This window comes from Hydrogenophaga sp. T2, from assembly GCF_049843535.1.
Lineage (GTDB): Bacteria > Pseudomonadota > Gammaproteobacteria > Burkholderiales > Burkholderiaceae_C > Hydrogenophaga > Hydrogenophaga crocea.
Genome location: NZ_JBBHZJ010000001.1, coordinates 424,694 through 448,857, shown reverse-complemented (window position 1 = coordinate 448,857; position 24,164 = coordinate 424,694). Strand labels below are relative to the sequence as shown.

At 70.9% G+C, this 24,164-nt stretch carries 22 protein-coding genes and 1 pseudogene; 15 read left to right on the top strand and 8 right to left on the bottom strand.

The window, feature by feature from the left end:
* Nucleotides 1-11: 11 nt before the first annotated feature.
* The 4 genes and pseudogenes from WDZ95_RS02125 to fabG form a co-directional block, all read left to right on the top strand.
* Nucleotides 12-1,202 (top strand): beta-ketoacyl-[acyl-carrier-protein] synthase family protein, encoded by a 1,191-nt coding sequence (locus WDZ95_RS02125; RefSeq protein ID WP_425776249.1) that lies wholly within the window; start codon nt 12-14, stop codon nt 1,200-1,202.
* Nucleotides 1,199-1,987 (top strand): beta-ketoacyl synthase chain length factor, encoded by a 789-nt coding sequence (locus tag WDZ95_RS02120; RefSeq protein ID WP_425775985.1) that lies wholly within the window; start codon nt 1,199-1,201, stop codon nt 1,985-1,987. The genes WDZ95_RS02125 and WDZ95_RS02120 overlap by 4 nt, the downstream gene beginning before the upstream one ends.
* Before the next feature lie 3 nt (nt 1,988-1,990).
* A complete protein-coding gene (locus WDZ95_RS02115) occupies nt 1,991-2,455 on the top strand; it encodes a hydroxymyristoyl-ACP dehydratase (protein ID WP_425775984.1) in 465 nt (154 codons plus the stop codon).
* Nucleotides 2,452-3,108 (top strand): annotated as a pseudogene (gene fabG / locus WDZ95_RS02110) (3-oxoacyl-ACP reductase FabG); the annotation flags it as partial. The gene WDZ95_RS02115 and the pseudogene fabG, both read left to right, overlap by 4 nt.
* A gap of 43 nt (nt 3,109-3,151) precedes the next feature.
* On the opposite strand, the gene WDZ95_RS02105 reads toward fabG, so the two are convergent.
* The 5 genes from WDZ95_RS02105 to WDZ95_RS02085 all read right to left on the bottom strand — a co-directional run bounded on the left by WDZ95_RS02105 (nt 3,152) and on the right by WDZ95_RS02085 (nt 7,920).
* Nucleotides 3,152-3,919 (bottom strand): glycosyltransferase family 2 protein, encoded by a 768-nt coding sequence (locus WDZ95_RS02105; protein ID WP_425775983.1) that lies wholly within the window; start codon nt 3,917-3,919, stop codon nt 3,152-3,154.
* A 31-nt stretch (nt 3,920-3,950) separates the two neighbouring features.
* Nucleotides 3,951-4,700, bottom strand: coding sequence for a lysophospholipid acyltransferase family protein (locus tag WDZ95_RS02100; protein ID WP_425775982.1), 750 nt, complete (start codon nt 4,698-4,700; stop codon nt 3,951-3,953).
* On the bottom strand, nt 4,697-5,683 hold the full coding sequence (locus WDZ95_RS02095) for a hypothetical protein (protein WP_425775981.1): 987 nt from the start codon (nt 5,681-5,683) through the stop codon (nt 4,697-4,699). The genes WDZ95_RS02100 and WDZ95_RS02095 overlap by 4 nt, the downstream gene beginning before the upstream one ends.
* 58 nt (nt 5,684-5,741) lie before the next feature.
* Nucleotides 5,742-7,073, bottom strand: coding sequence for an NAD(P)/FAD-dependent oxidoreductase (locus WDZ95_RS02090; protein ID WP_425775980.1), 1,332 nt, complete (start codon nt 7,071-7,073; stop codon nt 5,742-5,744).
* A gap of 304 nt (nt 7,074-7,377) precedes the next feature.
* Entirely contained in the window at nt 7,378-7,920 is a 543-nt protein-coding gene (locus WDZ95_RS02085; RefSeq protein ID WP_166227015.1) for a phasin family protein, read from the bottom strand.
* A 254-nt stretch (nt 7,921-8,174) separates the two neighbouring features.
* Between WDZ95_RS02085 and WDZ95_RS02080 the strand changes: the two genes are divergently transcribed.
* From WDZ95_RS02080 to WDZ95_RS02045, 8 genes are all read left to right on the top strand, one after another.
* Entirely contained in the window at nt 8,175-9,164 is a 990-nt protein-coding gene (locus tag WDZ95_RS02080) for a histone deacetylase family protein (RefSeq protein WP_425776247.1), read from the top strand.
* Complete coding sequence (locus tag WDZ95_RS02075; RefSeq protein WP_425775979.1) at nt 9,161-9,610, top strand: acyl-CoA thioesterase; 450 nt, start codon at nt 9,161-9,163, stop codon at nt 9,608-9,610. Before WDZ95_RS02080 ends, WDZ95_RS02075 begins: the two co-directional genes overlap by 4 nt.
* Complete coding sequence (locus tag WDZ95_RS02070) at nt 9,607-10,323, top strand: nitroreductase (protein ID WP_425775978.1); 717 nt, start codon at nt 9,607-9,609, stop codon at nt 10,321-10,323. The genes WDZ95_RS02075 and WDZ95_RS02070 overlap by 4 nt, the downstream gene beginning before the upstream one ends.
* A gap of 32 nt (nt 10,324-10,355) precedes the next feature.
* Nucleotides 10,356-10,703 carry an FKBP-type peptidyl-prolyl cis-trans isomerase gene (locus tag WDZ95_RS02065; protein WP_166227012.1) on the top strand — a complete coding sequence of 116 codons (348 nt, stop codon included), beginning with the start codon at nt 10,356-10,358 and terminating at the stop codon, nt 10,701-10,703.
* A gap of 25 nt (nt 10,704-10,728) precedes the next feature.
* Complete coding sequence (locus WDZ95_RS02060) at nt 10,729-12,132, top strand: sodium:proton antiporter (RefSeq protein WP_425775977.1); 1,404 nt, start codon at nt 10,729-10,731, stop codon at nt 12,130-12,132.
* A 26-nt stretch (nt 12,133-12,158) separates the two neighbouring features.
* Nucleotides 12,159-13,157 (top strand): 2-hydroxyacid dehydrogenase, encoded by a 999-nt coding sequence (locus tag WDZ95_RS02055; protein WP_425775976.1) that lies wholly within the window; start codon nt 12,159-12,161, stop codon nt 13,155-13,157.
* Nucleotides 13,157-14,554 carry a DNA recombination protein RmuC gene (gene rmuC / locus WDZ95_RS02050; protein ID WP_166227009.1) on the top strand — a complete coding sequence of 466 codons (1,398 nt, stop codon included), beginning with the start codon at nt 13,157-13,159 and terminating at the stop codon, nt 14,552-14,554. Before WDZ95_RS02055 ends, rmuC begins: the two co-directional genes overlap by 1 nt.
* A 62-nt stretch (nt 14,555-14,616) precedes the next feature.
* The gene (locus tag WDZ95_RS02045) at nt 14,617-15,732 is read left to right on the top strand and encodes an MFS transporter (protein ID WP_240936649.1); all 1,116 of its coding nucleotides are present in this window, start codon (nt 14,617-14,619) and stop codon (nt 15,730-15,732) included.
* On the opposite strand, the gene WDZ95_RS02040 is transcribed toward WDZ95_RS02045, so the two are convergent.
* A complete protein-coding gene (locus WDZ95_RS02040) occupies nt 15,633-16,355 on the bottom strand; it encodes a TetR family transcriptional regulator (RefSeq protein WP_425775975.1) in 723 nt (240 codons plus the stop codon). The two genes, WDZ95_RS02045 and WDZ95_RS02040, sit on opposite strands and share 100 nt — an antisense overlap.
* Before the next feature lie 109 nt (nt 16,356-16,464).
* Between WDZ95_RS02040 and WDZ95_RS02035 the strand changes: the two genes are divergently transcribed.
* From WDZ95_RS02035 to WDZ95_RS02025, 3 genes are read left to right on the top strand one after another with little or no spacing between them, the layout of a single operon-like run.
* Entirely contained in the window at nt 16,465-17,673 is a 1,209-nt protein-coding gene (locus tag WDZ95_RS02035; RefSeq protein ID WP_425775974.1) for an efflux RND transporter periplasmic adaptor subunit, read from the top strand.
* Nucleotides 17,674-17,690: 17 nt separating this feature from the next.
* The gene (locus tag WDZ95_RS02030) at nt 17,691-20,849 is read left to right on the top strand and encodes an efflux RND transporter permease subunit (RefSeq protein ID WP_425775973.1); all 3,159 of its coding nucleotides are present in this window, start codon (nt 17,691-17,693) and stop codon (nt 20,847-20,849) included.
* Nucleotides 20,839-22,230 (top strand): efflux transporter outer membrane subunit, encoded by a 1,392-nt coding sequence (locus WDZ95_RS02025; RefSeq protein WP_166227004.1) that lies wholly within the window; start codon nt 20,839-20,841, stop codon nt 22,228-22,230. Before WDZ95_RS02030 ends, WDZ95_RS02025 begins: the two co-directional genes overlap by 11 nt.
* Before the next feature lie 87 nt (nt 22,231-22,317).
* On the opposite strand, the gene WDZ95_RS02020 is transcribed toward WDZ95_RS02025, so the two are convergent.
* Both WDZ95_RS02020 and WDZ95_RS02015 read right to left on the bottom strand, forming a co-directional pair.
* Entirely contained in the window at nt 22,318-23,187 is an 870-nt protein-coding gene (locus WDZ95_RS02020; RefSeq protein WP_166227003.1) for a TIGR00730 family Rossman fold protein, read from the bottom strand.
* A gap of 47 nt (nt 23,188-23,234) precedes the next feature.
* On the bottom strand, nt 23,235-24,113 hold the full coding sequence (locus WDZ95_RS02015; protein WP_166227002.1) for an AEC family transporter: 879 nt from the start codon (nt 24,111-24,113) through the stop codon (nt 23,235-23,237).
* Between the last annotated feature and the right edge of the window lie 51 nt (nt 24,114-24,164).

The window sequence follows — 24,164 nt, the reverse complement described above, 5'->3', positions numbered from 1 at the left end:
AGGCCTTCGTCATGCCACCGGTCGCCATCACCGCGCACACCGCCACCTCCTGCCTGGGGCAGGGCGTGGCCGCGCACACCCGGGCGCTGCGCGAGGGCCGCAGCGGCCTCACGCCCTGCCGCTTCGAAACCGTGGACCTGCCGACCTGGATCGGCGAGGTGCCCGGCGTGGACGCCGTGGCCTTGCCCGCGGGCCTGGAGCGCTTCGACTGCCGCAACAACCGCCTGGCCTGGCTCGCGCTGCAGGCCGACGGCTTCGCCGAGCGCGTGCGCGCGGCCGTGGCCCGCTGCGGTGCCGACCGCGTGGGCGTGTTCGTGGGCACCAGCACCTCGGGCATTCTCGAGACCGAGCTCGCCTACCGCCGCCGCGACCCGGCCAGCGGCGCGCTGCCGCCCGACTTCCACTACGCCACCACGCACAACACCTACTCGGTGGCCGACTTCGTGCGCACGGCCTTCGGCATCGAGGGCATGGCCATGAGCCTGTCGAGCGCGTGCTCGTCGAGCGCCAAGGTGTTCGCGGCCGCGGCGCGCCAGCTGCAGGCCGGCACCATCGACGCGGCCGTGGTGGGCGGCGTCGATTCCTTGTGCCTGACCACGCTCTACGGCTTCGCCTCGCTGCAGCTCACCTCGCCGCAACCCTGCCGCCCGGGCGACGCCGCGCGCGACGGCATCTCCATCGGCGAGGCCGCGGCCTTCGCGCTGCTCGAGCCGGGCCAGGCGCCCGCGCCGCTGCGCCTGCTGGGCGTGGGCGAGTCGAGCGACGCGCACCACATGTCGGCGCCGCACCCCCAGGGCCTGGGCGCGCAGCGCGCCATGGCCGCGGCGCTGCGCAGCGCGGGCCTGCAGCCGGGCGACATCGACTACATCAACCTGCACGGCACGGCCACGCCCGCCAACGACGCGGCCGAGGGCCTGGCCGTGGCCGCGCTGTTCGGCCGCGGCGTGCCCTGCTCGTCGACCAAGGGCGCCACCGGCCACACGCTGGGCGCGGCGGGTGCGCTCGAAGCCGTGGTCTGCGCCATCGCGCTGGCCGAGGGCTGGCTGCCCGGCAGCCCGGGCACCGAGGCGCTCGACCCCGCGATCGACATCGACTACCGCCGCGAGGGCAGCGCGCTGCCCGGCATGCGCCACGTGCTGTCGAATTCCTTCGGCTTCGGCGGCAGCAACGCGAGCCTGGTCTTCAGCAAAGGAAGCGCATGAGCCTGCCCACCCTCTGGCTGCATGGCATCGGGCTGATCGCACCGGGTCTCGATCATTGGACGCAGGCGCGCGCCGTGCTGCGCGGCGAAGCCGCATGGGTGAACGCGCCCACGGTGCTGCCGCCGGCCGATCGCCTGCCCGCGGCCGAGCGCCGGCGCGCCAGCCGCGTGGTGCGCGTGGCGCTCGCGCTCGGCCTGCAGGCGCTCGACGGCCAGGACCCGGCCGACATCGCCACCGTCTTCACCGCTTCGGGCGCCGACGGCCACAACTGCCACGCGCTGTGCGAACAGCTCGCGGGCGAAGACCGCGCGATCTCGCCCACGCGCTTCCACAACTCGGTGCACAACGCGGCCGCGGGCTACTGGGGCATCGCCACGCGCTCGATGGCGCCCAGCCAGGTGCTGTGCGCGCACGACGCGAGCTTCGGCGCGGGCTGGCTCGACGCGCTCGGCCAGCTCCAGACCGAAGACGAGGTGCTGCTCGTGGCCTACGACAGCGAGTACCCCGAGCCGCTGCACGCCTGCCGCCCCTTGCCCGACGCCGCGGGCCTGGCGCTGTGGCTGGGCCGCGCGCCACGCGCGCACAGCCTGGGCCAGGTGCAGACCGCGCTGGTGCGCGGCGCCGCCGATGCCATGGCCGACGCGGGCCTGGAGGGCCTGCGCGCCGCCTTCCCCTCGCTGCGCGCGCTGCCCCTGCTCGAACGCATCGCGCGCGGCGACACCGCGCCGGCCACCGTCGAATACCTGGCGCCGCAGCACCTGCAGCTGCGCTTCACCCCGCGTTGACCCATGAGCCCTGACGCCACCCTCGAGCGCGACGCGATCGCGCGCCGCATTCCCCACCAGGGCCGCATGTGCCTGCTCGACCGCGTGCTGCACTGGTCCGCGTCGGCCATCGAGTGCGAAGCCTGGCCCGACCCCGGCGACACCCACCCGCTGCGCCACGAAGGCGCGCTGTCGGCCGTGCACGCGGTGGAGTACGCGGCCCAGGCCATGGCGGTGCACGGCACGCTGCTTGCGGGCCGTGACGATCCGCCCAAGGCCGGCTACCTTGCGAGCGTGCGTGGCGTGCAGTTGCACCGCGATACGATCGAGGCCGCCGACGCGCCGCTGCGCATCCGCGCCGAGCGCCTGTCGGGCGACGGCGGCAGCGTGCTCTACCAGTTCCGCGTCGAGGGCGCGCGCGGCGCCCTGGCCGACGGCCGCGCGGCCGCGGTGCTCGATGCCGCGGCCGTGACCGGGGGCGCGGCATGAAGCGCGCGCTGGTCACGGGCGGCAGCGGCGGCCTGGGCGCGGCCATCGCGCAGCGCCTCGCGCAAGACGGCTTTCATGTGCTCATCCACGCCAACCAGGGCCTGGAACGCGCCGAGGCGCTCGCGCAGCGCCTGCGCGACGCCGGCGGCAGCGCCGAGGCCCTGCGCTTCGACGTCACCGACCGCGAGGCCTGCGCGCAGGCGCTGGCCGCGGTGGTCGAGGCCGGCCCGGTGCAGGTGCTGGTGAACAACGCGGGCATCCACGACGACGCGGTGCTCGCGGGCATGCGCGGGGAGCAATGGGACCGCGTGATCGACGTCTCGCTCAACGGCTTCTTCAACGTCACGCAGCCGCTGCTGCTGCCCATGATCCGCACGCGCTGGGGCCGCGTGATCAACATCAGCTCGGTCTCGGGCGTGATGGGCAACCGCGGCCAGGCCAACTACGCGGCGGCCAAGGCCGCGCTGCACGCGGCGGGGCGCTCGCTCGCGCTCGAGGTGGCCTCGCGCGGCATCACCGTGAACGCGGTGGCGCCGGGCATCGTGGACACCGGCATGGCCACCGAGGCCTTCGACGCCAATGCCATCAAGCAGCTCGTGCCCATGCAGCGCGCGGGCCGTGCCGACGAGGTGGCCGCGCTTGTGGCCTTCCTGGCCAGCGAGGCCGCGGGTTACATCAGTGGCCAGGTGATCGGCATCAACGGCGCGATGGCCTGAGCCGGCGCGCCAGCAGCAGCGGCAACCGCAGCACGAAGCCCGTGAACAGGCGGGTGTGCATCCAGCTGAGCAGGGCGTTGTCGCGCAGGTATTTGAAGTGCGACACGCCGCCCTCGTCGGGCTGCAGGTAGCGCACCGGCGCGTCCACGTTGATCGGCCGCACGCCGGCCCAGCACAGCCGCACCACGGCCTCGGGGTCGAAATCGAAGCGGCGCATGAAGCGCGTGCCCTGCATCACGCGCACCAGCGCCGCGATCGGGTACACACGAAAGCCGTAGAGCGAATCGCCCACACCCATGCCCAGGGTTTCGAGGTTGGCCCAGGCGTTGGACACGCGCCGGCCCTGCACGCGCAGCGCGGGCGCCTCGGGGCCGAACACCGGTTTGCCCAGCACCATGGCTTCGGGAGCGGCCGCCGACGTGGCCATGAAGGTCGGGATGAGCTCGGCCGGGTGCTGGCCGTCGGCGTCCATGGTGAGCGCGTGCGTGAAGCCTTCGGCGGCCGCGGCCTGCAGGCCCGCGAGCACGGCCGCGCCCTTGCCCTGGTTGTGCGGAAGCACGATCACGCGCAGCTGCGGGTCTTGTTCGGCCATGGCCTGTACGGCGGCGGTGGAGTGGTCGGTGCTGCCGTCGACCACCACCCACACCGGCGCCCATTGCGCGCGCGCCGCGCGCACCGTGGCGGCGAGCAGGTCGCCGGGGTTGTAGCTGGGGATCAGGACGAGGTGGGTGCGGGACGTGTGGGGCATTGCGGGCGTCTGGGGCATGGGGCGGAGCATGTCACGCGGCGGTGTGCGGTCCGGCCCGCAATTCGTCGTCGAAATGTTGCTGCAGTGCCTGATTGAAACCGCGCGCGTCGTCGGGCGGGTCGAAACGGCGGCCCAGGCGCACCCGCACCACCAGCGGCAGCGAGGGGCGTCGCCACAGCGGCCACTGCTTGCCCAGGTAGGGCGTGGAGAAATCGATCAGCACCGTCTGCACCGTGGCGCGCGTGCGCTGCGCGAGCAGGCCGATCGAGGGCAGCAGCGGGTTCACCGGCCAGCGCGTGGTGCGCGTGCCTTCGGGGAACAGCACCACCTGGCCGCCTTCGTTGAGCACGCGGCGGCAGCGCAGCACCACGTTGAGCAGGTTGTCGTTGCGGATGTAGCGCGCGAGCCGGGCCGCCGCGCCGAACATGGGGTTGTCCATCAGGCCGGCCTTCATGATGCAGACCGCATCGGGCAGGCGCGAGATCAGCAGCACCGCGTCGAGCAGGCTCGGGTGGTTGGCCACGATGATCATCGGGCCCTCGCGCGGCAGTTGCTCGAGCGCGCTGAGGTCAAAGCGGCAGCCGCACAGGCGCTCGAGCGCGAACAGGTAGAAGCGGAATGTGAGGGTGGCCACGCGCCGCCCCAGCGGCTGGCCCCAGCGCCGCGGCAGCACGCGGTACAGCACCATGGCCAGCGGGAACCAGCTCAGGCAGAGCAGGGCGAGCAGGCCCAGGCCCGTGACCATGGCCAGGTGCTCGCGCAGCGCGTGCAGGACCTTCATGCGCGCGCCACCGGCGCGATGGCCAGCGATTCGACCTCGACCAGCAGGTCGTGGCGGCACACATCGGCCTGCAGCAGCGTGAGGCTGGCGCCGCCCAGGTGGCGTTGCAGCGCACGGCGCACCGCATCCATGTGCGCGGCGTGGCGGACGTAGGCGCGGTGCACCAGGCTGTCGGGCCCGACGCCGCCACAGCGGCTGTGGCGGCGCGCCGCGCCGAGCACGGCGTGGATGTTGCGCGCCGTCTCCTCGCACTGGGCGGTCACGTCACCCGGATGCACGCTTTCGTGGCCCACGATGCTGGCCGTGCCCGAGACGAACAACAACTCGTGCGGGCCGTGCCAGGCCAGGGCGGCGCGCGCGAACACCGGCGGGCGCGGGCCGTATTGCGCCGGGTAGTGGAAGGCGCTGACCTGGCGCGGGTTCTCGATCGGGCAGGGCGCCGTGCGGCCCGCCACGAAGGCGATGGACAGCGGTCCGCCCGTGCAGCCCAGCGCACTGGCCGCGGGCACCAGGTGTTCGGTGGCCGCGCCCGCGGCGCGGTAGGCGTCGTGGCGGCCCTGGTTGAACCAGCGGTAGCGCTCCAGGCCGTCGTCGTCGCGGTTGATCTCGGCCAGGTAGTTCCAGACCCGCCACAGGTGCGGCATGCCTTGCGCCTGCAGCAGGGCGAACAGTCGGCCATAGGCCTGTTCGCTGAGCGTGCGCAGGCGTTCGCCGCGGCCCGGACCGGGTCGTTCGTCGAGCTCGATCAGGCCGAACAGCAGATCGGGCGTGGCGCGCCAGTGCAGGCCCGGCTCGCGGCCTTCGTTCACGGCTTCGTCCACGCACCAGGTCTCGCGCCAGCCGGCGTCGGCGGCGGCCGGGGCCATGTGCAGGCGCTGTTCGGGCCAGGCCGGCGCGCCCGGCGCGCCCCGGACGGCGGCGCCGCCGAGTGCGTGGCGCGGGTCGGCGGGCGGGGCGTTGACCAGCAGGTGAATCCCGCTCACCGGCTTCGCTCCGGGGGATATGCCACGGCGGGGGCGCGGGCTCGCTTGCGCCGTTCCCTCATGAGCCCGTGGGCAGAGCACTGCCGGGGCGGATGTTGCGTTTGCGCTGCCGCCAGGCGCGCCAGCTGCGCAGCGGGTTGCCCAGGTTGACGGCGAAGTACAGGCTCTTGAACGCCAGCAGCGACAGCCCGATCGGCGTGCGTCCGAACAGATCGCCCGCGAGCACCGACAGCAGGGCCTCTTTCATGCGCAGGGGGTTGCGCGGGTACATGAAGAAGCCGCGCATGGTCGGGTTGGTCATGCGGTAGATGAACCACGAGAACGCGCGCGGGCCGTGGCGCATGTGGCGGTCGAAGGCGCGCAGCGCGGCCGGCGCCTTGCCGGGCTCACGCAGGCAGGTATCGACCGTGCGTGCGCCCACCTGCGCGCTGCTCATGGCCAGCCACACGCCCGAGGAGAACACCGGGTCAATGAAGGCGTAGGCGTCGCCCAGCAGCAGAAAGCCCTCGCCGTGGCTCAGGCGCGAGGTGTACGAGTAGTTGCCCGTGGCCTCGGCGGGCGTGACCATCTCGGCATCGTACAGCCGCTCGGCCAGGCCGGGGCAGCTGGCGATGTTGTCGAGCAGGAACTGCTGCAGGCTGCGCTCGCCGCGGGTCTTCATGTGGTACGGCCAGGTGACCATACCCACGCTGGTCGCGCCGTCGCTCAGCGGGATGAACCAGAACCAGCCGTGGTCGAACCAGAACACGGTGATGTTGCCCTCGTCGTGGCCGCTGAGCCGGCGCGCGCCGCGGAAGTGGGCGTAGATCGCCGCGCTGTTGTGGTCGGGGTTCTTCTGCTTGGCCTGCAACTGGCCCGCGAGCAGGGTGTCGCGCCCGGTGCAATCGAGCACGAAGCGCGGCCGCCATTCGGTGCGCAGTCCCTGCGCATCGACGCTGGTGACGGTATCGAGCCGCTGGCGGTCGCCGGACCAGGCGAGCTCGGTCGCACGCGTGCCTTCGTGCACCTCCACGCCCTGGGCCTGCGCGTTGCGCAGCAGCAGGTGGTCGAAGTCGGCGCGCTTGACCTGGTAGGCCGTGGGCATGGACTTGTCCCAGGCGTCGGCGAAGTAATAGGTCTGGGTGTGGCTGTGCTGCGGGGAGACGAATTCGGCGCCCGGCTTGAGCATGCCGATCGCGCGCACCGCTTCGCCCACGCCGAGTTCGTCGAGCAGGGGCATGTTGGCGGGCAGCAGCGACTCGCCAATGTGGAAACGGGGGTGGTGGTCCTTGTCGATCAGGACCACCTGGTGGCCTTGGCGGGCGAGCAGCGTCGACGCGGTCGAGCCGGCCGGTCCGCCGCCAATCACCAGAACGTCGCAGGTCCGAATCGCGGGGTCGGCAGGGTGCATGGCGTCTCACGGGCTGCCCTGCGCCGGCGGGTCGGACGACCCAGCCGGCCAGGGGAGCGGGGATTTTAGAAGCCCGCCAGGGGCAATACCCCGGGCGCCAGGCACAAAAAAAGGCCCCCACCGCAGGGTGGGGGCTTCGAAGGGTCCGATGAAATCGAATTTCGAAAGGGACCCGAGGAGACAACCAGAAAAAAACCGGGGCAGCAGGCCTTGCGAAAGAGCTTACGGTCGACTGCCTCGACTCAATTGTGGGCAACCGACCGGAAGTCAAGTGCTGCGATCAGCGGCGCCGAAGGCGCGCTTTTCAGCGCTTCTTGGCGGCGGTCTTGGTGGCGTTGACGGCGGTGGCCGTGACGGTGTTGAAGTTGGCTTCGGCCATTTCGGTCGCTTGCTTGACCGCCTTCTGCACGGATTCGATGGCGTTGTTGGCGGCGGACACGGCGCTCTTCATCACGGCGACGGCGCTTTCCGAGCCGGCGGGCGCGTTCTTGGAGGCGTTGTCGACCACGGCCATGAACTTCTTCTGCGCGTCCGCGGCGGTGGCTTCGGCGGCCTTGCTGAATTCGGCGCCGGTGCCCGAGGCGATGTCGTAGAGGTGGCGGCTGTAGGCCACCGACTTCTCGGCCATGGGCTGCACCATGCTGGCCTGCAGGCTCAGCAGTTCCTGGGCGTCCTTGACGCTCAGCAGGGCCTGGGTGTTGTTGGCGGACTCGGACAGCGCGGCCTTGGTGGCCTGGATGTTCAGTTCAACGAGCTTCTCGACGCCTTCGAACGCCTTCTGGGTCAGGCCGAAGAGGGTGTCGAATTGGGCTTTCTGGGCGGCGATGAGTTGTTCGGCGGTCAGCATGTCGGTACTCCTTGAGGGGTGGATGGAAGAGGGCACTCACGGTTGCGGCGTGGACGCTGGTGCTTGTGGATCCAAGCGTCCCTCCCGTCCGTTTATGCTGCGCTGCAACATGGCTCGAATTATAGAGATCGATCGGCCGTGTGCAAGCGGTTTTTGTTGCGCTGCAACATTCTAGGGATGCGGTTCTAAATCCCGGGCCCGGGCAGCGGCATCGGGGCCCGGCCACAATGCGCGCGCCCTGCGACAGCCCCACCGTGCACGCCTTCTACGCCGACCATTTCGTGTTGCCCCTGCCCAGCGGGCACCGCTTCCCCATGGCCAAGTACGCCCGGCTGCGCGAGCGGCTGGCGACCGAGCTGCCCGAGGTGGATCTTCACGAGGCCCTGCCGGCCACCGACGGCGAGCTGGCCCTGGTGCACACGCCGGCTTACATCGACGCGATCGCGCACGGCACGCTGGCGCCGGCACTGCAACGCGAGATCGGCTTTCCCTGGAGCCCGGCGATGGCCGAGCGCGCGCGCCGCTCGGTGGGCGCGACCCTGCAGGCCGCGCGGCGCGTGATGGCGCAGGGCGGCGGGTTGGCGGCCAACCTCGCGGGCGGCACGCACCACGCCTATGCCGACAAGGGCGGCGGCTTCTGCGTGTTCAACGATTTCGCGGTGGCTGCGCGCCTCATGCAGGCCGAACACCTGCGGCGCCACGGCCCGCGTGCGCCGCTGCCGGTGGCCATCGTGGACCTCGACGTGCACCAGGGCAATGGCACGGCACGCATCTTCGCCAACGACGCCAGCGTGTTCACGCTCTCGCTGCACGGCGCCAAGAATTTCCCGTTCCGCAAGGAACCCAGCGACCTCGACGTGGAGCTGCCCGACGGCGTGCGCGACGACGAGTACCTGCACGCGCTCGACCTCGCGCTCGACGAACTCGAGCGGCGCTTCGAGCCCGGCCTGGTGCTGTACCTCGCGGGGGCCGATCCGCACGAGGGCGACCGGCTCGGCCGCCTCAAGCTGAGTTTCGACGGCCTGGAGGCGCGCGACCGTCGCGTGATGGGCTGGGCCGCGCGGCGCGGCCTGCCGCTGGTGTTCGCCATGGGCGGCGGTTACGGCCATGATCTGGAGGCGACGGTGCAGGTGCAAGTCAACACCTACCGCGTCGCGCTCGAGCACGAGCGGCGCTGGCAGGCGCAAGCGCTGCGGTCGGCGACAACCCCCGCCGGCATGCGCTGGCACAATGCCCGCCCATGACCGCGAACGCCCCGGCCCCTCGCCCGACCCCGCGGCCCCGCAGCGACTTCCGCGCGTTCCGCGCCATCTCCACGCGCTGGGCCGACAACGACGTCTACGGGCACGTCAACAATGTCATCTACTACAGCTGGTTCGACACCGCCGTCAACGCGCACCTGATCGAAGCCGGTGCGCTCGACATCCACGCCGGCGGCGTCATCGGCCTGGTGGTGGAAACGCAGTGCCATTACTTCGCACCGCTGGCCTTCCCGCAGACCGTGTGGGCCGGCGTGCGCGTGGCGCACCTGGGCAGTTCCAGCGTGCGCTACGAAGTCGGCCTGTTCGCCGACGGCGCCGAGACCACGGCCGCCCACGGGCACTTCGTGCACGTGTACGTGGACCGCGAGACGCGCCGCCCCGTGCCCCTGCCGGCCGCCCTCAAACACACCCTGGAGACCCTGCGATGAACCTGGCCGAGACCGTGATCGACCCCGCGAGCGTGGACGCCGCCATCACCACGCGCATGTCGGCGCGCGCCTTCCTGCCCACGCCGGTGCCGCGCGAGACCATCGAGCACATCCTCGACGTGGCGCGCCGCGCGCCCTCGGGCACCAACACCCAGCCCTGGAAGGTCTACGTGCTGCAGAACGCGGTGCGCGACGAACTCGTGAAGCAGGTGGTGGCCGCGCAGGACGCCATCTACGCCAACCCGGCGCTGGCCGCCGAGTACCGCGAGGAATACGACTACTACCCCGAGAAATGGATCAGCCCCTACATCGACCGCCGGCGCGAGAACGGCTGGGGGCTGTACGGCCTGCTGGGCATCCAGAAAGGCGAGAAGGACAAGATGCACGCGCAGCACCAGCGCAACTTCCGCCTGTTCGACGCGCCCGTGGGGCTGATGTTCACGCTCGACCGCGCCATGGGCCGCGGCTCGCTGGTCGACTACGGCATGTTCCTGCAGAACATCATGGTGGCTGCGCGTGGCCAGGGCCTGCACACCTGCCCGCAGGCGGCCTGGAACGGCTTTGCCAAGATCATCCTGCCCCTGATCGGCGCCGGCCCCGACGAAATGCTGGTCTGCGGCATGGCCCTGGGCTACGCCGATCCCGACGCGCCGGTCAACGGCTTTCACACCCCGCGCGAGCCCGTGTCTGCGTTCACGCAGTGGCTCGGCTGAACCTCATTCATCCCCATCACAGGAGACCCCCGATGATCACCACCCCCAGCGGCCTGCAATACGAAGACACCGTGGTCGGCCAGGGCGACGAAGCCCGCGCCGGACGCCCCGTGCAGGTGCACTACACCGGCTGGCTCTACCAGGACGGCGTGGCCGGCCGCAAGTTCGATTCGAGCAAGGACCGCGGCCAGCCCTTCGAATTCCCGCTGGGCATGGGCCACGTCATCAAGGGCTGGGACGAAGGCGTGCAGGGCATGAAGGTGGGCGGCACGCGACGCCTCGTGATCCCGGCCGAACTCGGCTACGGCGCGCGCGGCGCGGGCGGTGTGATCCCGCCCAACGCCACGCTGCTGTTCGAAGTCGACCTGCTGGCCGTCTGATCCGGAGTTGCCGATGACACACGGGATGCCCAGGGCAATGGTCCTGCTGGCCGGGGCCATGCTGCCCGGCCTGGCTTTTGCTGCCGATCTCGACGGCAGCCAGCTCTCGGCCTGGTGGGGCCTGCCTTTCGCGGGCGTGCTGCTGTCGATCGCGCTCATGCCGCTGGTGGCGCCGATGTTCTGGCACCACCACTTCGGCAAGGTGTCGGCGGCCTGGGCGCTGGCCTTCCTGCTGCCCTTCGCGGCCACTTTCGGCGCCGGCGCCACCGGCGCGGCCGTGGTGCACGCGGCGCTGGCCGAGTACATCCCGTTCATCATCTTGCTCACCGCGCTGTTCACGGTGGCCGGCGGCATCTACGTGCGCGGCAACCTGCACGGCAGCCCCGGCCTGAACACCGCCATCCTCGCGATCGGCGCGGTGCTCGCGAGCTTCATGGGCACCACGGGCGCCTCCATGCTGCTGATCCGCCCGCTGATCCGCGCCAACGACAACCGCAAGCACCAGGTGCACGTGGTGGTGTTCTTCATCTTCATCGTGTCCAACGCCGGCGGTGCGCTCACGCCGCTGGGCGATCCGCCGCTGTTCCTGGGTTTCCTCAAGGGCGTCGACTTCTTCTGGACCGTGGTCCACATGTGGGCCAAGACCGGCTTCCTGATCGGCGTGCTGCTCGCGCTGTTCTACGCGATCGACTGGTGGTACTACCACCGGCGCGAAGAGATCCGCCCGGTCGACCCCACGCCCGACACGCCCCGCCTGGGCTTCGAGGGCGGCGTGAACTTCGCGCTGCTCGGCGTGGTGGTGGCGCTGGTGCTCATGAGCGGCCTCTGGAAGTCGCCGGTGGTGTTCAACATCGCGGGCACCGAGGTGGGCCTGCCCGGCGTCGTGCGCGACGTCGGCCTGATCATCGTGACCCTGCTGTCGCTGCGCCTGACGCCCGCGAGCGCACACGAGAACAACCAGTTCAACTGGGCGCCCATGCAGGAAGTGGCCAAGCTGTTCGCCGCCATCTTCCTCACCATCATCCCGGTGATCGCCATGCTCAAGGCCGGTGTGGACGGCCCCTTCGCCGCAGTGATCCGCGCGGTGACGCTGCCCGACGGCTCGCCCAACAACGCCATGTACTTCTGGGCCACGGGCGCGCTGAGCTCGTTCCTCGACAACGCGCCCACCTACCTGGTGTTCTTCAACACCGCGGGCGGTGATCCGCAGGTGCTCATGAACGCGCTCGCGCCCACGCTGATCGCGATCTCCGCCGGCGCGGTGTTCATGGGCGCCAACACCTACATCGGCAACGCCCCCAACCTCATGGTCAAGGCGATCGCCGAAGACCGCGGCGTGAAGATGCCCAGCTTCTTCGGCTACATGGCGTGGTCGGTGTGCATCCTGGTGCCGCTGTTCGCGCTCATGACCTGGATCTGGTTCGTCTGACACAACCCCAACAAGGAGACATTCGCATGGCCGCCAAGCCCGCCATCCTCGTGAGCCGCAAGATCTTCCCCGACGTGGTGGAGCACTTGCGCGCACATTTCGAGGTCGACCACAACGACACCGACGGCGTGCTCACGCCGGCCCAGCTGATCGAGCGGCTGCAGGGCAAGGTGGGCGCCATGACCACGGGCAGCGAGCGCATCGACGGCGCGGTGGCCGCGGCCTGCCCGGCGCTGCGCATCGTGGCCAACATCGCGGTGGGCTACAACAACTTCGACGTGCCCGCGCTGAGCGCGGCCGGCGTGGTGGCCACCAACACGCCCGACGTGCTCACCGAGACCACGGCCGACTTCGGCTTCGCGCTGCTCATGGCCACGGCGCGCCGCCTCACCGAGAGCGAACACTTCCTGCGCGCGGGCCAGTGGAACCGCTGGGCGCTCGACATGTTCGCCGGCGCCGAGGTGCACGGCAGCACGCTGGGCATCCTGGGCATGGGCCGCATCGGCCAGGCCATTGCGCGCCGCGGCGCGCTGGGCTTCGGCATGAAGGTGATCTACCACAACCGCTCGCGCCTGGACGCCGCCACCGAGGCCGAGTGCAAGGCCACCTACGTGGACAAGGCCACGCTGCTGCGCGAGGCCGATCACCTCATCCTGGTGCTGCCCTACAGCGCGAGCAGCCACCACGCCATCGGCGCGGCCGAGATCGCGCAGATGAAGCCCACGGCCACGCTGATCAACATCGCGCGCGGCGGCATCGTCGACGACGCGGCACTTGCGCAGGCCCTGAAGGAACGCCGCATCGCCGCGGCCGGCCTCGACGTGTTCGAGGGCGAGCCCCGGGTGCACCCCGATCTGCTCACCGTGCCCAACGTGGTGCTCACGCCGCACATCGCGAGCGCCACCATCCAGACGCGCCGCGCCATGGCCATGCTCGCGGCCGACAACCTGATCGACTACCTCGTGAAGGGTCAGCCGCGCACGCCGCTCAATGCCGAGATCATCGGCAAGGGGGCGCGCGCCTGATGGACACCGCCTTGCTCGTCGCGCTGCTGGTGCTCGCGCTGGCGGGCGTGGGGCTGCAGCTCGTGCTGGCGCTGCGCAAGCCCGCGCCCGGGCCCGAACCCCTCCCCATGGCCGACGAACTCGCGCACCGCCAGGCGGTGCTCGCGCAGCTGCAGCAGATCGCCCAGCGCGTGGACCACGTGGAAGGCGAGCTGCGGCGCGAGGTGACCGACAACGCGCGCAACGCGCGCCAGGAGCAGCTCGAAGGCCTGAGCCGCTTCCAGGCCTCGATCACCGCGCAATCGGCCGAGACCACGCGCACGCAGAACGCCCAGCTCGATGCCTTCGCGCAGCAGCTCGTGCAGCTGCGCGGCGCGCTCGGCGACACGCTCACGCGCCAGCTGCAGGACATGAGCGAGGCCAACGCGCGCCGCCTGGCCGAGATCCGCACCACGCTCGACGCCCAGCTCGCGCAGCTGCAGCAGGGCAACGCGGCCAAGCTCGACGAGATGCGCGCCGTGGTCGACGAGAAGTTGCAGAGCACGCTGCAGGCGCGCCTGGGCGAGAGCTTCAAGCAGGTGGCCGACCGGCTCGAGCAGGTGCACAAGGGCCTGGGCGAGATGCAGACGCTCGCGCAGGGCGTGGGCGACCTCAAGCACCTGCTCACCAACGTCAAGACGCGCGGCATGTTCGGCGAGGCCCAGCTCGGGGCTTTGCTCGAGCAGGTGTTCGCGCCCGACCAGTACGCGACCCAGGTGGTCACGCGCCCGGGCACGCGCAACCCGGTCGACTTCGCGGTGCGCCTGCCCGGCCGTGGCGAAGACGGCGCGCCGTGCTGGCTGCCCATCGACGCCAAGTTTCCCAACGAAGACTACGAGCGCCTGCTCGACGCGCAGCAGCGCGCCGACGTCGAAGGCGTGGAGCTCGCGGCCAAGGCGCTCGAGCAGCGCATCCGCCTCGAGGCCAAGAGCATGGCCGAGAAATACCTCGAGCCGCCGCACACTACCGATTTCGCGATCCTGTTCCTGCCCACCGAAGGCCTGTACGCCGAGGTGCTGCGCCGCCCGGGCCTGATGGAGCTGCTGCAGCGCGAGCACCGTGTCACGCTGGCCGGGCCCACCACGCTCATGGCCATGCTCAACTCGCTGCAGATGGGCTTTCGCACGCTGGCGCTGGAAAAGCGCAGCAGCGAGGTCTGGCAGGTGCTGGGCGCGGTCAAGACCGAGTTCGGCAAGTTCGGCGACGTGCTGGCCAAGGTCAAGGGACAGACGCAGACCGTGCTCAACACGCTCGAGCAGGCCGAGGTGCGCAGCCGCGCCATGGGCCGCGCGCTCAAGACCGTCGAGGCCCTGCCGCAGGAGCGCAGCAGCGCGCTGCTGCCGCTCGACACCGACCCCGCCGACCGGGACGCCCCTTGAACCCGCGCCTACGTGTCGATCTGGCGCGGCTGATCGCCTCGCAGATCTGCGTGCACGGTTGCATGACGGGCTTTCGCATGGCCGCGCCGCTGATGGCGCTGCGCGAAGGCCACAGCCCCTTGTTCGTGGGCATCCTGCTCGCGCTGTTCGCGCTCGCGCCGGTGTTCCTGGCGCTGCCCGCGGGCCGCTTCGCCGACCGGCACGGCCTGCAGCGCCCGGTGCGCGTGGCCGTGACCGTGGCCAGCCTGGGCGGCCTGCTGGCCGTGGTCTGGCCCACGTTCTGGGTGCTGTGCCTGTCGGCCACCGCCTGCGGCGCGGCCAGCGGCATGGCCATGATCGCGCTGCAGCGCCACGTGGGCCGGCTCGCGCACGACGCCACCGAGCTGCGCCAGGTGTTCAGCTGGATGGCGGTCGGCCCCTCGATCTCCAACTTCCTGGGCCCGCTCACCGCCGGCCTGTTCATTGACTTCGCGGGCTTTCGCTGGGCCTACCTCGCGCTCGCGCTGCTGCCCTGGCTGGCCTGGTGGCTGGTGCGGCGCACGCAAGAGCTGCCGGCCGAGCTGCGCCCCGCCAGCGAGGGCGGCAAGCGCTCGTCCTGGGACCTGTTGCGCAACGCCGACTTCCGCCGGCTCATGCTGATCAACTGGATGCTGTCCTCGTGCTGGGACGTGCACACCTTCCTGGTGCCCGTGCTGGGCCACGAGCGCGGCCTGAGCGCCACCACCATCGGCGCCATCCTCGGTGGCTTCGCGCTCGCGGCCACCGCGATCCGCCTGCTCATGCCCTGGCTCGCCGAGCGGCTGCGCGAATCGGCCGTCATCGGCGGCGCCATGGCCGCCACCGCGCTGCTGTTCGCGGCCTACCCGCTGGTGCACGTGGCCTGGGGCATGGCCGCGCTGTCGGTGCTGCTGGGCTTTGCCCTGGGTTCGGTGCAGCCCATGATCATGAGCATGCTGCACCAGATGACGCCCACGCACCGCCACGGCGAGGCGCTGGGCCTGCGCGCCATGGCCATCAACGGCTCGAGCGTGGCCATGCCGCTGCTGTTCGGCACCGCGGGCGCGGCGGTGGGCGTGGCCTACGTGTTCTGGGCCGTGGGCGCGGCCGTGGGCTCGGCCTCGCCCGTGGCCTGGCGCCTGCGCGCGCCCGCGGCGCGGCCCGAGCGCACGCGCTTCTGAGGGCCGAAGCCCAGGCCCGCGAGGAAGGTGTCGAAGGTCTGGCGGCCGCGTTGCACGAGGTCGAAGGCCTGTGGGTCGAGCATCCAGTTCTGGATCAGGCCGTCGATCAGGTTGTGCAGGCCCAGCGCCGCCGCCGCCACGGGAATGGGCAACTCGACGCCCTCGCGCCGAGCGGCCGCTTGCAGCGTGGTGCGCATCTCGGCCACGCAGGCGTTGCGCACCCGCAGGTGGCGCTCGCGCACGGCCTGCATCTCGTCGGTGTATTCCACCTTGTGCGTGGCCACCTCGAACACGCGGCGCGTGCGCTCGTCGGTGGCGGTCTGGCGCAATGCGTGTGTCATGGAATCGCGCAAGGATTGCAGCGGATCCGCCTGCGCCGCCGCCGTGCGACCGACCTCGGCGAGCGAGGACTCCATGGGCATGGTCACGCGCTCCATCATGGCGTTGAACAGGTCGGCCTTGTCGCGGAAGTGGTGGTAGACCGCGCCGCGCGTGGCGCCGGCCGCGGTCGCGATGTCGGCGAGGGTGGTGCTGGACACGCCCTTGGCCTGGAACAGGCGCTCGGCGGCGTCGAGCAGCCGGCTTCTGGTTTCCAGGGCTTCGGACTTGGTGCGGCGGACCATGAATGGGCTTTTCGTGAGCGAGGGATTACAGAGCCGTAACTATACATACATACGTGTATGTATACTCGTCGCCTTCGTTCGAAGCCACCCGAACCCCGAGGTCTCTCCCATGCCATCGTCGACGTCACTGCCGCGCCCGCGCGCGGCCCGCACCCTTGTTGCCCTGGCCATCGTGGCCGCCCTGGCCGCCTGCGGCAAATCGCAGGCCCCGGCCCAGGCACCCGGCGGTGGCATGCCGCCGCCCGAGGTGGGTGTGGTCACCGTGCAGCCCGGCGACATCGGTCTGGTCAACGAGCTGCCCGGCCGGCTGGAGGCCTCGCGCGTGGCGCAGGTGCGCGCCCGCGCCGCGGGCATCCTGCAGGAGCGGCTGTTCCGCGAGGGCAGCGATGTGAAAGCCGGCCAGCGCCTGTTCCGCATCGACCCCGCGCCCTACCAGGCCACGCTGCAGAGCGCGCAGGCCACGCTCGCGCGCGCCGAGGCCAACCTGGGCCAGGCCAGGGCGCTCGCCGAGCGTTACGCGCCGCTGGTGAAAGAGAACGCCATCAGCCAGCAGGAATACGCCAATGCGCTGGCCGCACAGAAGCAGGCCGAAGCCGACGTGGCCGCGGGCCGCGCCGCGGTGCGCACCGCGCAGATCAACCTGGGCTATGCCGACGTGACCGCGCCGATCGCGGGCCGCATCGGCCGCGCGCTCGTGACCGAGGGCGCGCTGGTGGGGCAGGGCGAGGCCACGCAGCTCGCGGTGATCCAGCAGATCAACCCCATGTACGTGAACTTCACGCAGTCGGTGGGCGAGGTCTACCGGCTGCGCCGCGCCTTCGAGGCTGGCCAGCTCAAGGGCGCCAGCCGCGACAGCGCCAAGGTGCGCGTGGTGCTCGAAGACGGCAGCACCTATGGCCGCGAGGGCAAGCTGCTGTTCTCCGATCTCACCGTCGACAGCACCACCGGCCAGGTCGCGCTGCGCGCCGAGATCCCCAACCCCGACGGCCAGCTGCTGCCCGGCCTGTACGTGCGCGTGCGCCTGGAGCAGGCCACGGCGAGCAACGCCGTGCTGCTGCCGCAGCAGGCCGTCACGCGCACCGCGCAGGGCGACAGCGTCATGGTGGTCGACGCCGAGGGCAAGGTGGCGCCGCGCAACGTGAAGCTCGGCGGCGAGCAGAACGCGCAGTGGGTGGTGCTCGAAGGCCTCAAGGCCGGCGAGCAGGTGGTGGTCGACGGCTTCCAGAAGATGCGGCCCGGCGCGCCCGTGAAACCCGTGCCCTGGCAGCGCCCCGGCGCCGCGCCCGCGGCCGCGCAGCCGGCGCAGAAGACGAGCTGAACCAGGACGGTTGACCCATGGCCAAGTTCTTCATTGACCGACCCATCTTCGCGTGGGTGATCGCGCTGTTCATCACGGTGATGGGCGCGGTCTCGATCACGCAGTTGCCCATCGCGCAGTACCCGCCGGTGGCGCCGCCTTCCATCTCGATCAACGCCACCTACCCCGGCGCGTCGGCCCAGACGCTCGAGGACTCGGTGCTGTCCATCATCGAGCAGGAAATGAACGGCTCGCCCGGCCTGATCTACATGGAGTCGGTGGCCCAGGCCAACGGCACCGGCTCGATCACGCTGAGCTTCCAGCCCGGCACCAACCCCGCGCTCGCGCAGGTGGACGTGCAGAACCGCCTCTCGCGCGCCTCGCCGCGCCTGCCGGCGGCGGTGACGCAGCAGGGCGTGCGCGTGGACCAGGCGCGCAACAACTTCCTGCTCTTCACCATCCTCACCAGCGACGACCCCAAGTGGGACCCGGTGGCGCTGGGCGACTACGCCACGCGCAGCGTGCTGCCCGAGCTGCAACGCGTGCCCGGCGTGGGCCAGGCGCAGCTGTTCGGCACCGAGCGCGCCATGCGCATCTGGATCGATCCGGCCAAGCTGCTCGGCTACAACATGAGCGCGGCCGACGTGACCGCCGCGATCCGCGCGCAGAACGCGCAGGTGTCTGCCGGTGAGATCGGCGCGCTGCCCAACCTCGCGGGCCAGGGCATCTCGGCCACGGTGGTGGTCAGCGGCCAGCTCAGCTCGGTCGAGGCCTTCGGCAACATCGTGCTGCGCTCCAACCCCAACGGCGCCACCGTGCGCCTCAAGGACGTGGCGCGCATCGAGCTCGGCGCCCAGGCCTACGCCACCTCGGCGCGCCTGAACGGCAAGCCCTCCACCGGCATCGGCGTGCAGCTCTCGGCCAGCGGCAACGCGCTGGCCACGGCCAACGCGGTGCGGGCCAAGCTCAACGAACTCGAGCGCTTCTTCCCCGAGGGCATGAGTTGGGAGATCCCCTACGACAGCTCGCGCTTCGTGAAGATCTCCATCCAGCAGGTCGCGCAGACCCTGCTCGAAGCCGTGGCGCTGGTGTTCCTGGTGATGTTCCTGTTCCTGCAGAACTTCCGCTACACGGTCATTCCCACCATCGTGGTGCCGGTGGCGCTGCTGGGCACCTTCGCCACGCTGCTGGCCATGGGCTTCTCGATCAACGTGCTCACCATGTTCGGCATGGTGCTGGTGATCGGCATCGTGGTGGACGACGCCATCGTGGTGGTCGAGAACGTCGAGCGCATCATGAGCGAAGAGGGCCTGCCGCCGCTGCAGGCCACGCGCAAAGCCATGGGCCAGATCTCGGGCGCCATCATCGGCGTGACCGTGGTGCTGATCTCGGTGTTCGTGCCGCTCGCGTTCTTCAGTGGCTCGGTGGGCAACATCTACCGCCAGTTCGCGGCCGTCATGGGCGTGTCCATTGCGTTCTCGGCCTTCATGGCACTGTCGCTCACGCCCGCGCTGTGCGCCACGCTGCTCAAGCCCATTCCCAAGGGCCACCACGTCGAGAAGAAGGGCTTCTTCGGCTGGTTCAACCGCGGCTTCGCGCGCACCACCAACGGCTACACCAGCCTGGTGGGCAAGCTGCTGCCGCGCGCCGGCCGCATGCTCATCGTCTACCTGGCGATCGGCGCCGCGGCGGCCTGGGTGTACCGCAGCCTGCCCACCTCGTTCCTGCCCAACGAAGACCAGGGCACCATGCTCGTGAACGTGCAGCTGCCCCCGGGCGCGACGCAGGAGCGCACCCTGGCCGTGATGCAGCAGGTGGAAGACTTCGTGCTCAAGCAGCCCGAGGTGCAGAGCATGGTGAGCGTGCTGGGCTTCAGTTTCTCGGGCCAGGGCCAGAACGCCGCACTCGCCTTCGTCACGCTCAAGGACTGGGCCGAGCGCCACGCGCCCGGCAGCTCGGCCGAGGCCATCGCGGGCCGCACCTTCGGTGCGCTCATGGGCATTCGCGACGCCTTCATCTTCCCGCTGAGCCCGCCGCCCATTCCCGAACTCGGTGCGTCCTCGGGCTTCAGCTTCCGCCTGCAGGACCGCGCCGGCCTGGGCCGCGAGGCGCTGCTCAAGGCGCGTGGCCAGCTGCTGCAGGCCGCGTCGCAGAGCCCGGTGCTCACCCAGGTGCGCCCCGACGGCCTCGAAGACGCGCCGCAGCTGCAGCTCGAGATCGACCGCGACCGCGCGCAGGCGCTGGGCGTGGGCTTCGAGGCCATCAGCAGCGCCATCGGCACCGCGCTCGGCTCGACCTACGTGAACGACTTCCCCAACGCGGGCCGCCTGCAGCGCGTGGTGGTGCAGGCCGATGCCGCGGCGCGCATGCAACCGGCCGACCTGCTGCGCCTCAACGTGGTGAACAGCCAGGGCCAGGCCGTGCCGCTGTCGGCGTTCGCGTCGACCAAGTGGGTCACGGGCCCGATGCAGACCGTGCGCTACAACGGCTACCCCACCATGCGCATCAGCGGCAGCGCGGCCCCGGGCCAGAGCACGGGCGCCGCCATGGCCGAGATGGAGCGCATTGCGGCGCAACTGCCGCAGGGCATCGGCTTCGAATGGACCGGCACCTCGCGCGAGGAAAAGCTCGCGGGCTCGCAGGCCATCGTGCTCTACGGCTTCGCCATCCTCGCGGTGTTCCTGTGCCTGGCCGCGCTTTACGAGAGCTGGACCATCCCGCTGTCGGTGATCCTGGTGGTGCCGCTGGGCGTGGTGGGGGTGCTGCTGGCCACGCTGCTGCGCGGCTACCAGAACGACGTGTACTTCCAGGTGGGCCTGATCACCATCATCGGTCTGTCGGCCAAGAACGCCATCCTGATCATCGAGTTCGCCAAGGACGTGCAGGCCCAGGGCAAGAGCGCGATCGAGGCCGCGCTCGCGGCGGCCAAGCTGCGCTTCCGTCCCATCATCATGACCTCGATGGCCTTCACGCTGGGCGTGGTGCCGCTGGCCATCGCCTCGGGCGCGGGCTCGGCGAGCCAGCGCGCGATCGGCACCGGCGTGATCGGCGGCATGATCACCGGCACCATCCTCGCGGTGATCTTCGTGCCCCTGTTCTTTGCCGTGGTGCGGCGCCTGTTCAAAGGCAGCGAACGCCAGCACCAGCGCGACCTCGAAAGCGCCCGTGCGCATGGAGCCTACAGCGATGAATCGTGATTTCACCGTCCGCCTGAGCCCGCTGGTGGCGGCCCTGGTGCTGGCCGGCTGCTCGATGATCCCCACCTACGAACGCCCCGCGGCGCCGGTGCCTTCGGCCTTCCCGGCCTCGGCGCAGACGCCCGAGTCGCCGGGCGCGCGCAGCGCGGCCGACACCGCGTGGCGCGACTTCGTGCAGAACCCCCAGCTGCGCACGCTGATCGAGCGCGCGCTGGCCAACAACCGCGACCTGCGCGTGGCCACGCTCAACATCGAGCGCGTGCGCGCGCAGTACCAGATCGCGCGCGCCAACCAGTACCCGACCATCAACGCCGCGGCCACGGGCAACCGCCAGCCCAACGGCAACGGCGGCATCCAGAGCACCTACAGCGTGGGCCTGGCCACCAGCGCCTGGGAGATCGATTTCTTCGGCCGCCTCGGTGCGCTCAAGGAAGCCGCGCTGGCGCAGTACCTGGCGAGCGAGCAGGCGCGCAATGCCGCGCAGACCAGCCTGATCTCGGCCGTGGCCAGCAGCTGGCTGAGCCTGCAGGCCAACGAGTCGCTGCTGTCCATCACGCGCGACACGCTGGCCACGCGCGAGGACTCGCTGCGCCTGACCCGGCTGCGCTTCGACAACGGCGCCACCTCGGCGCTCGATCTGCGCCAGGCCGAATCGCTCGCGGCCACCGCGCGCGCGGCCTACGCGCAGCAGCAGCGCGCCCGCGCTCTCGATGCGAACGCGCTGAACCTGCTGGTGGGCGAGCCCGTGCCGGCCGAGCTGCTGCAGGTGGTGGACGCCGACAGCGCGGTGCTGGCCGACGCGCCCGCGGGCCTGCCCTCGGACCTGCTCACGCGGCGCGCCGACATCCGCCAGGCCGAACAGGCGCTGATCGCGGCCAACGCCAACATCGGCGCGGCGCGCGCCGCTTTCTTCCCGCGCATCTCGCTCACCGCGAGCGTGGGCACGGCGAGCAACCAGCTCTCGGGCCTGTTCAAGGACGGCTCCTGGGGCTTCACGCTGGCGCCGCAGGCGCTGCTGCCGATCTTCGACGCCGGCCGCAACCGCGCGGGCCTGCAGTCGGCGCAGGCCGAGCGCGACATCGCGGTGGCGCAGTACGAAAAGGCGATCCAGACCGCATTCCGCGAAGTGGCCGATGCGCTCGCGGGCCGCGCCACGCTGGCCGAGCAGCGCCAGGCCCTGCGCGACCAGGTGGTGGCCGAGACCGAGCGCCTGCGCCTGGCCGATCTGCGCTACCGCAATGGCGTGGCCAGCTTCCTCGACGTGCTCGACGCGCAGCGGTCGCTGTTCGCGGCGCAGCAGGCCGAGGCGCAGGTGCGGCTGGCGCTGCAGCAGAACCGCGTGGCGCTTTACGCCGCGCTGGGCGGTGGCTGGAAAGAATAAGTGCCCCCACGCTCCGCCGCTGCGCGGGTCGCTGCCCCCCGAGGGGGCTGATCCGGCTTGGGGCGGCCCGGCGCCGGATCGGGTCGCTCAGGCCGCCAGGCCGTAGAACTTCACGATGACCTCCCAGGCCGCCTGGGGGTCATCGACGAAGTGGAACAGCTCGAGGTCTTCGGGCGAGATCGTGCCTTCTTCCACCAGCACCTCGAGGTTGAGCAGGCGCTTCCAGTAGTGGGTGCCGTAGAGCACGATGGGCACGGGCTTGGCCTTCTTGCACTGCACCAGCGTGATCACCTCGAACAGCTCGTCGAGGGTGCCGAAGCCGCCCGGGAAGGCCAGCAAGGCCTTCGCGCGCATCATGAAGTGCATCTTGCGCAGCGCGAAGTAGTGGAACTTGAAGCTCAGCTCGGGCGACACGTAGGGGTTGGCCGCCTGCTCGTGCGGCAGCGCGATGTTCAGGCCCACGGTCAGTGCGCCTTCGTCGTGCGCGCCGCGGTTGGCGGCCTCCATCACGCCCGGTCCACCGCCGGTGCAGATGTAGAGCTGCTCGTGCTTGGGGCAAGTCGCGCTGTAGCGCGCCACCAGTCGCGCGAACTCGCGCGCGCGGTCGTAGTAGTGGGCGTTGCGAACCAGGGCCTGGGCCTTGGCGATCGCGCGCGCATCGCCCGCGGCTTCGGCGGCCTGCAGCACGGCCTCGGCCTCGCCGCGTTCGCGAAAGCGCGCGCTGCCGAACACCACCACCGTGTGCTCGATGCCCAGCTGTTGCTGCGTGAGGTCGGGCTTGAGCATTTCGAGCTGGAAGCGGATGCCGCGGGTCTCGCGGCGCAGCAGGAACTCGGGGTCGGCGAAGGCCAGGCGGTAGGCGTCGGCCTGCAGCGGGTGGCCGTTGTCCGAATGGGCCTGCAGCTCGGCCCAGGCGTCGGCCAGGCGGCGTTCGGTGATGTCCTGATTGGCTTCCATGATGACGACTCCGTTGGGTGTGGGGGATCTTCCCGCGTGAGCGGGGTTCACAAGGCGAGGGCCAGCGCGAGCGGCACGAACACCACCGCGAGCGCGTTGCCGACCAGGATCGAGGCCGCGACTTTCTCGGGCTCCTGCTGGTAGCGGTCGGCCAGCATGTACTGGATGACGGCGGGGGGCAGCGCGCTGAACAGCAGCAACTGGCCGCGTGCCGCCCCCTCGAGCTGCAGCGCCCAGGCGAGCGGGATCGCGAGGCCCAGGCCGATGAGCGGCCGGGCGACCGCGCCCAGCAGCCCCAGCGCCAGCCCCTGCCGCGTGAGGCCGGTGAGCCGCACGCCCAGGGCGAACAGCAGCAGGGGCAGCGAGGCTTCGCCCAGCAGCTTCATGCCCGAGGCGATGAGCGCGGGCGGGCGCAGCTCGGTGAAGGCGCTGAAGAAGCCCAGCACGGTGGCGATCATGAGCGGGCTGGTGAGCAGGTCGCGCGTGCGCGCGGCGCGGCTGGTGATGCGCGCACCGATCGAGAAGTGCAGCAGGTTGCTCACCGAGAACAGGGCCACGGCCGCGCCGAAGTGCGCCGGCCCGAAGGCCAGCAAGGCCAGCGGCAGGCCCATGTTGCCGCAGTTGTTGAACATCACCACCGGCACCAGCGTGCGCGCTTGCGCGCCCGTGGCGCGCGAGAGCGGCCAGGCCAGCAGGCCGCAACCCAGGATCAGCACCGTGCCCGCCACCAGCAGCGGCGCCTGGCCATCGAGATCGAAATCGCGCGAGGCCAGGGCGGTGTAGACCAGCAGCGGCGCCAGCACGTCGAGCGCGATGCGGTTGAACACCACCAGGTCGGTGGGCTTGCGCCGGGCGTAGCCGTAGCCGATGGCCACGATCAGGAACACCGGAACGATGATCTCGGCGATGCGGGCAATGAGGTCCATGGGCGGGTGCAATGCAGAAGGGCTCCCTGCGGAGCCCTTCGTGTCTTTCGA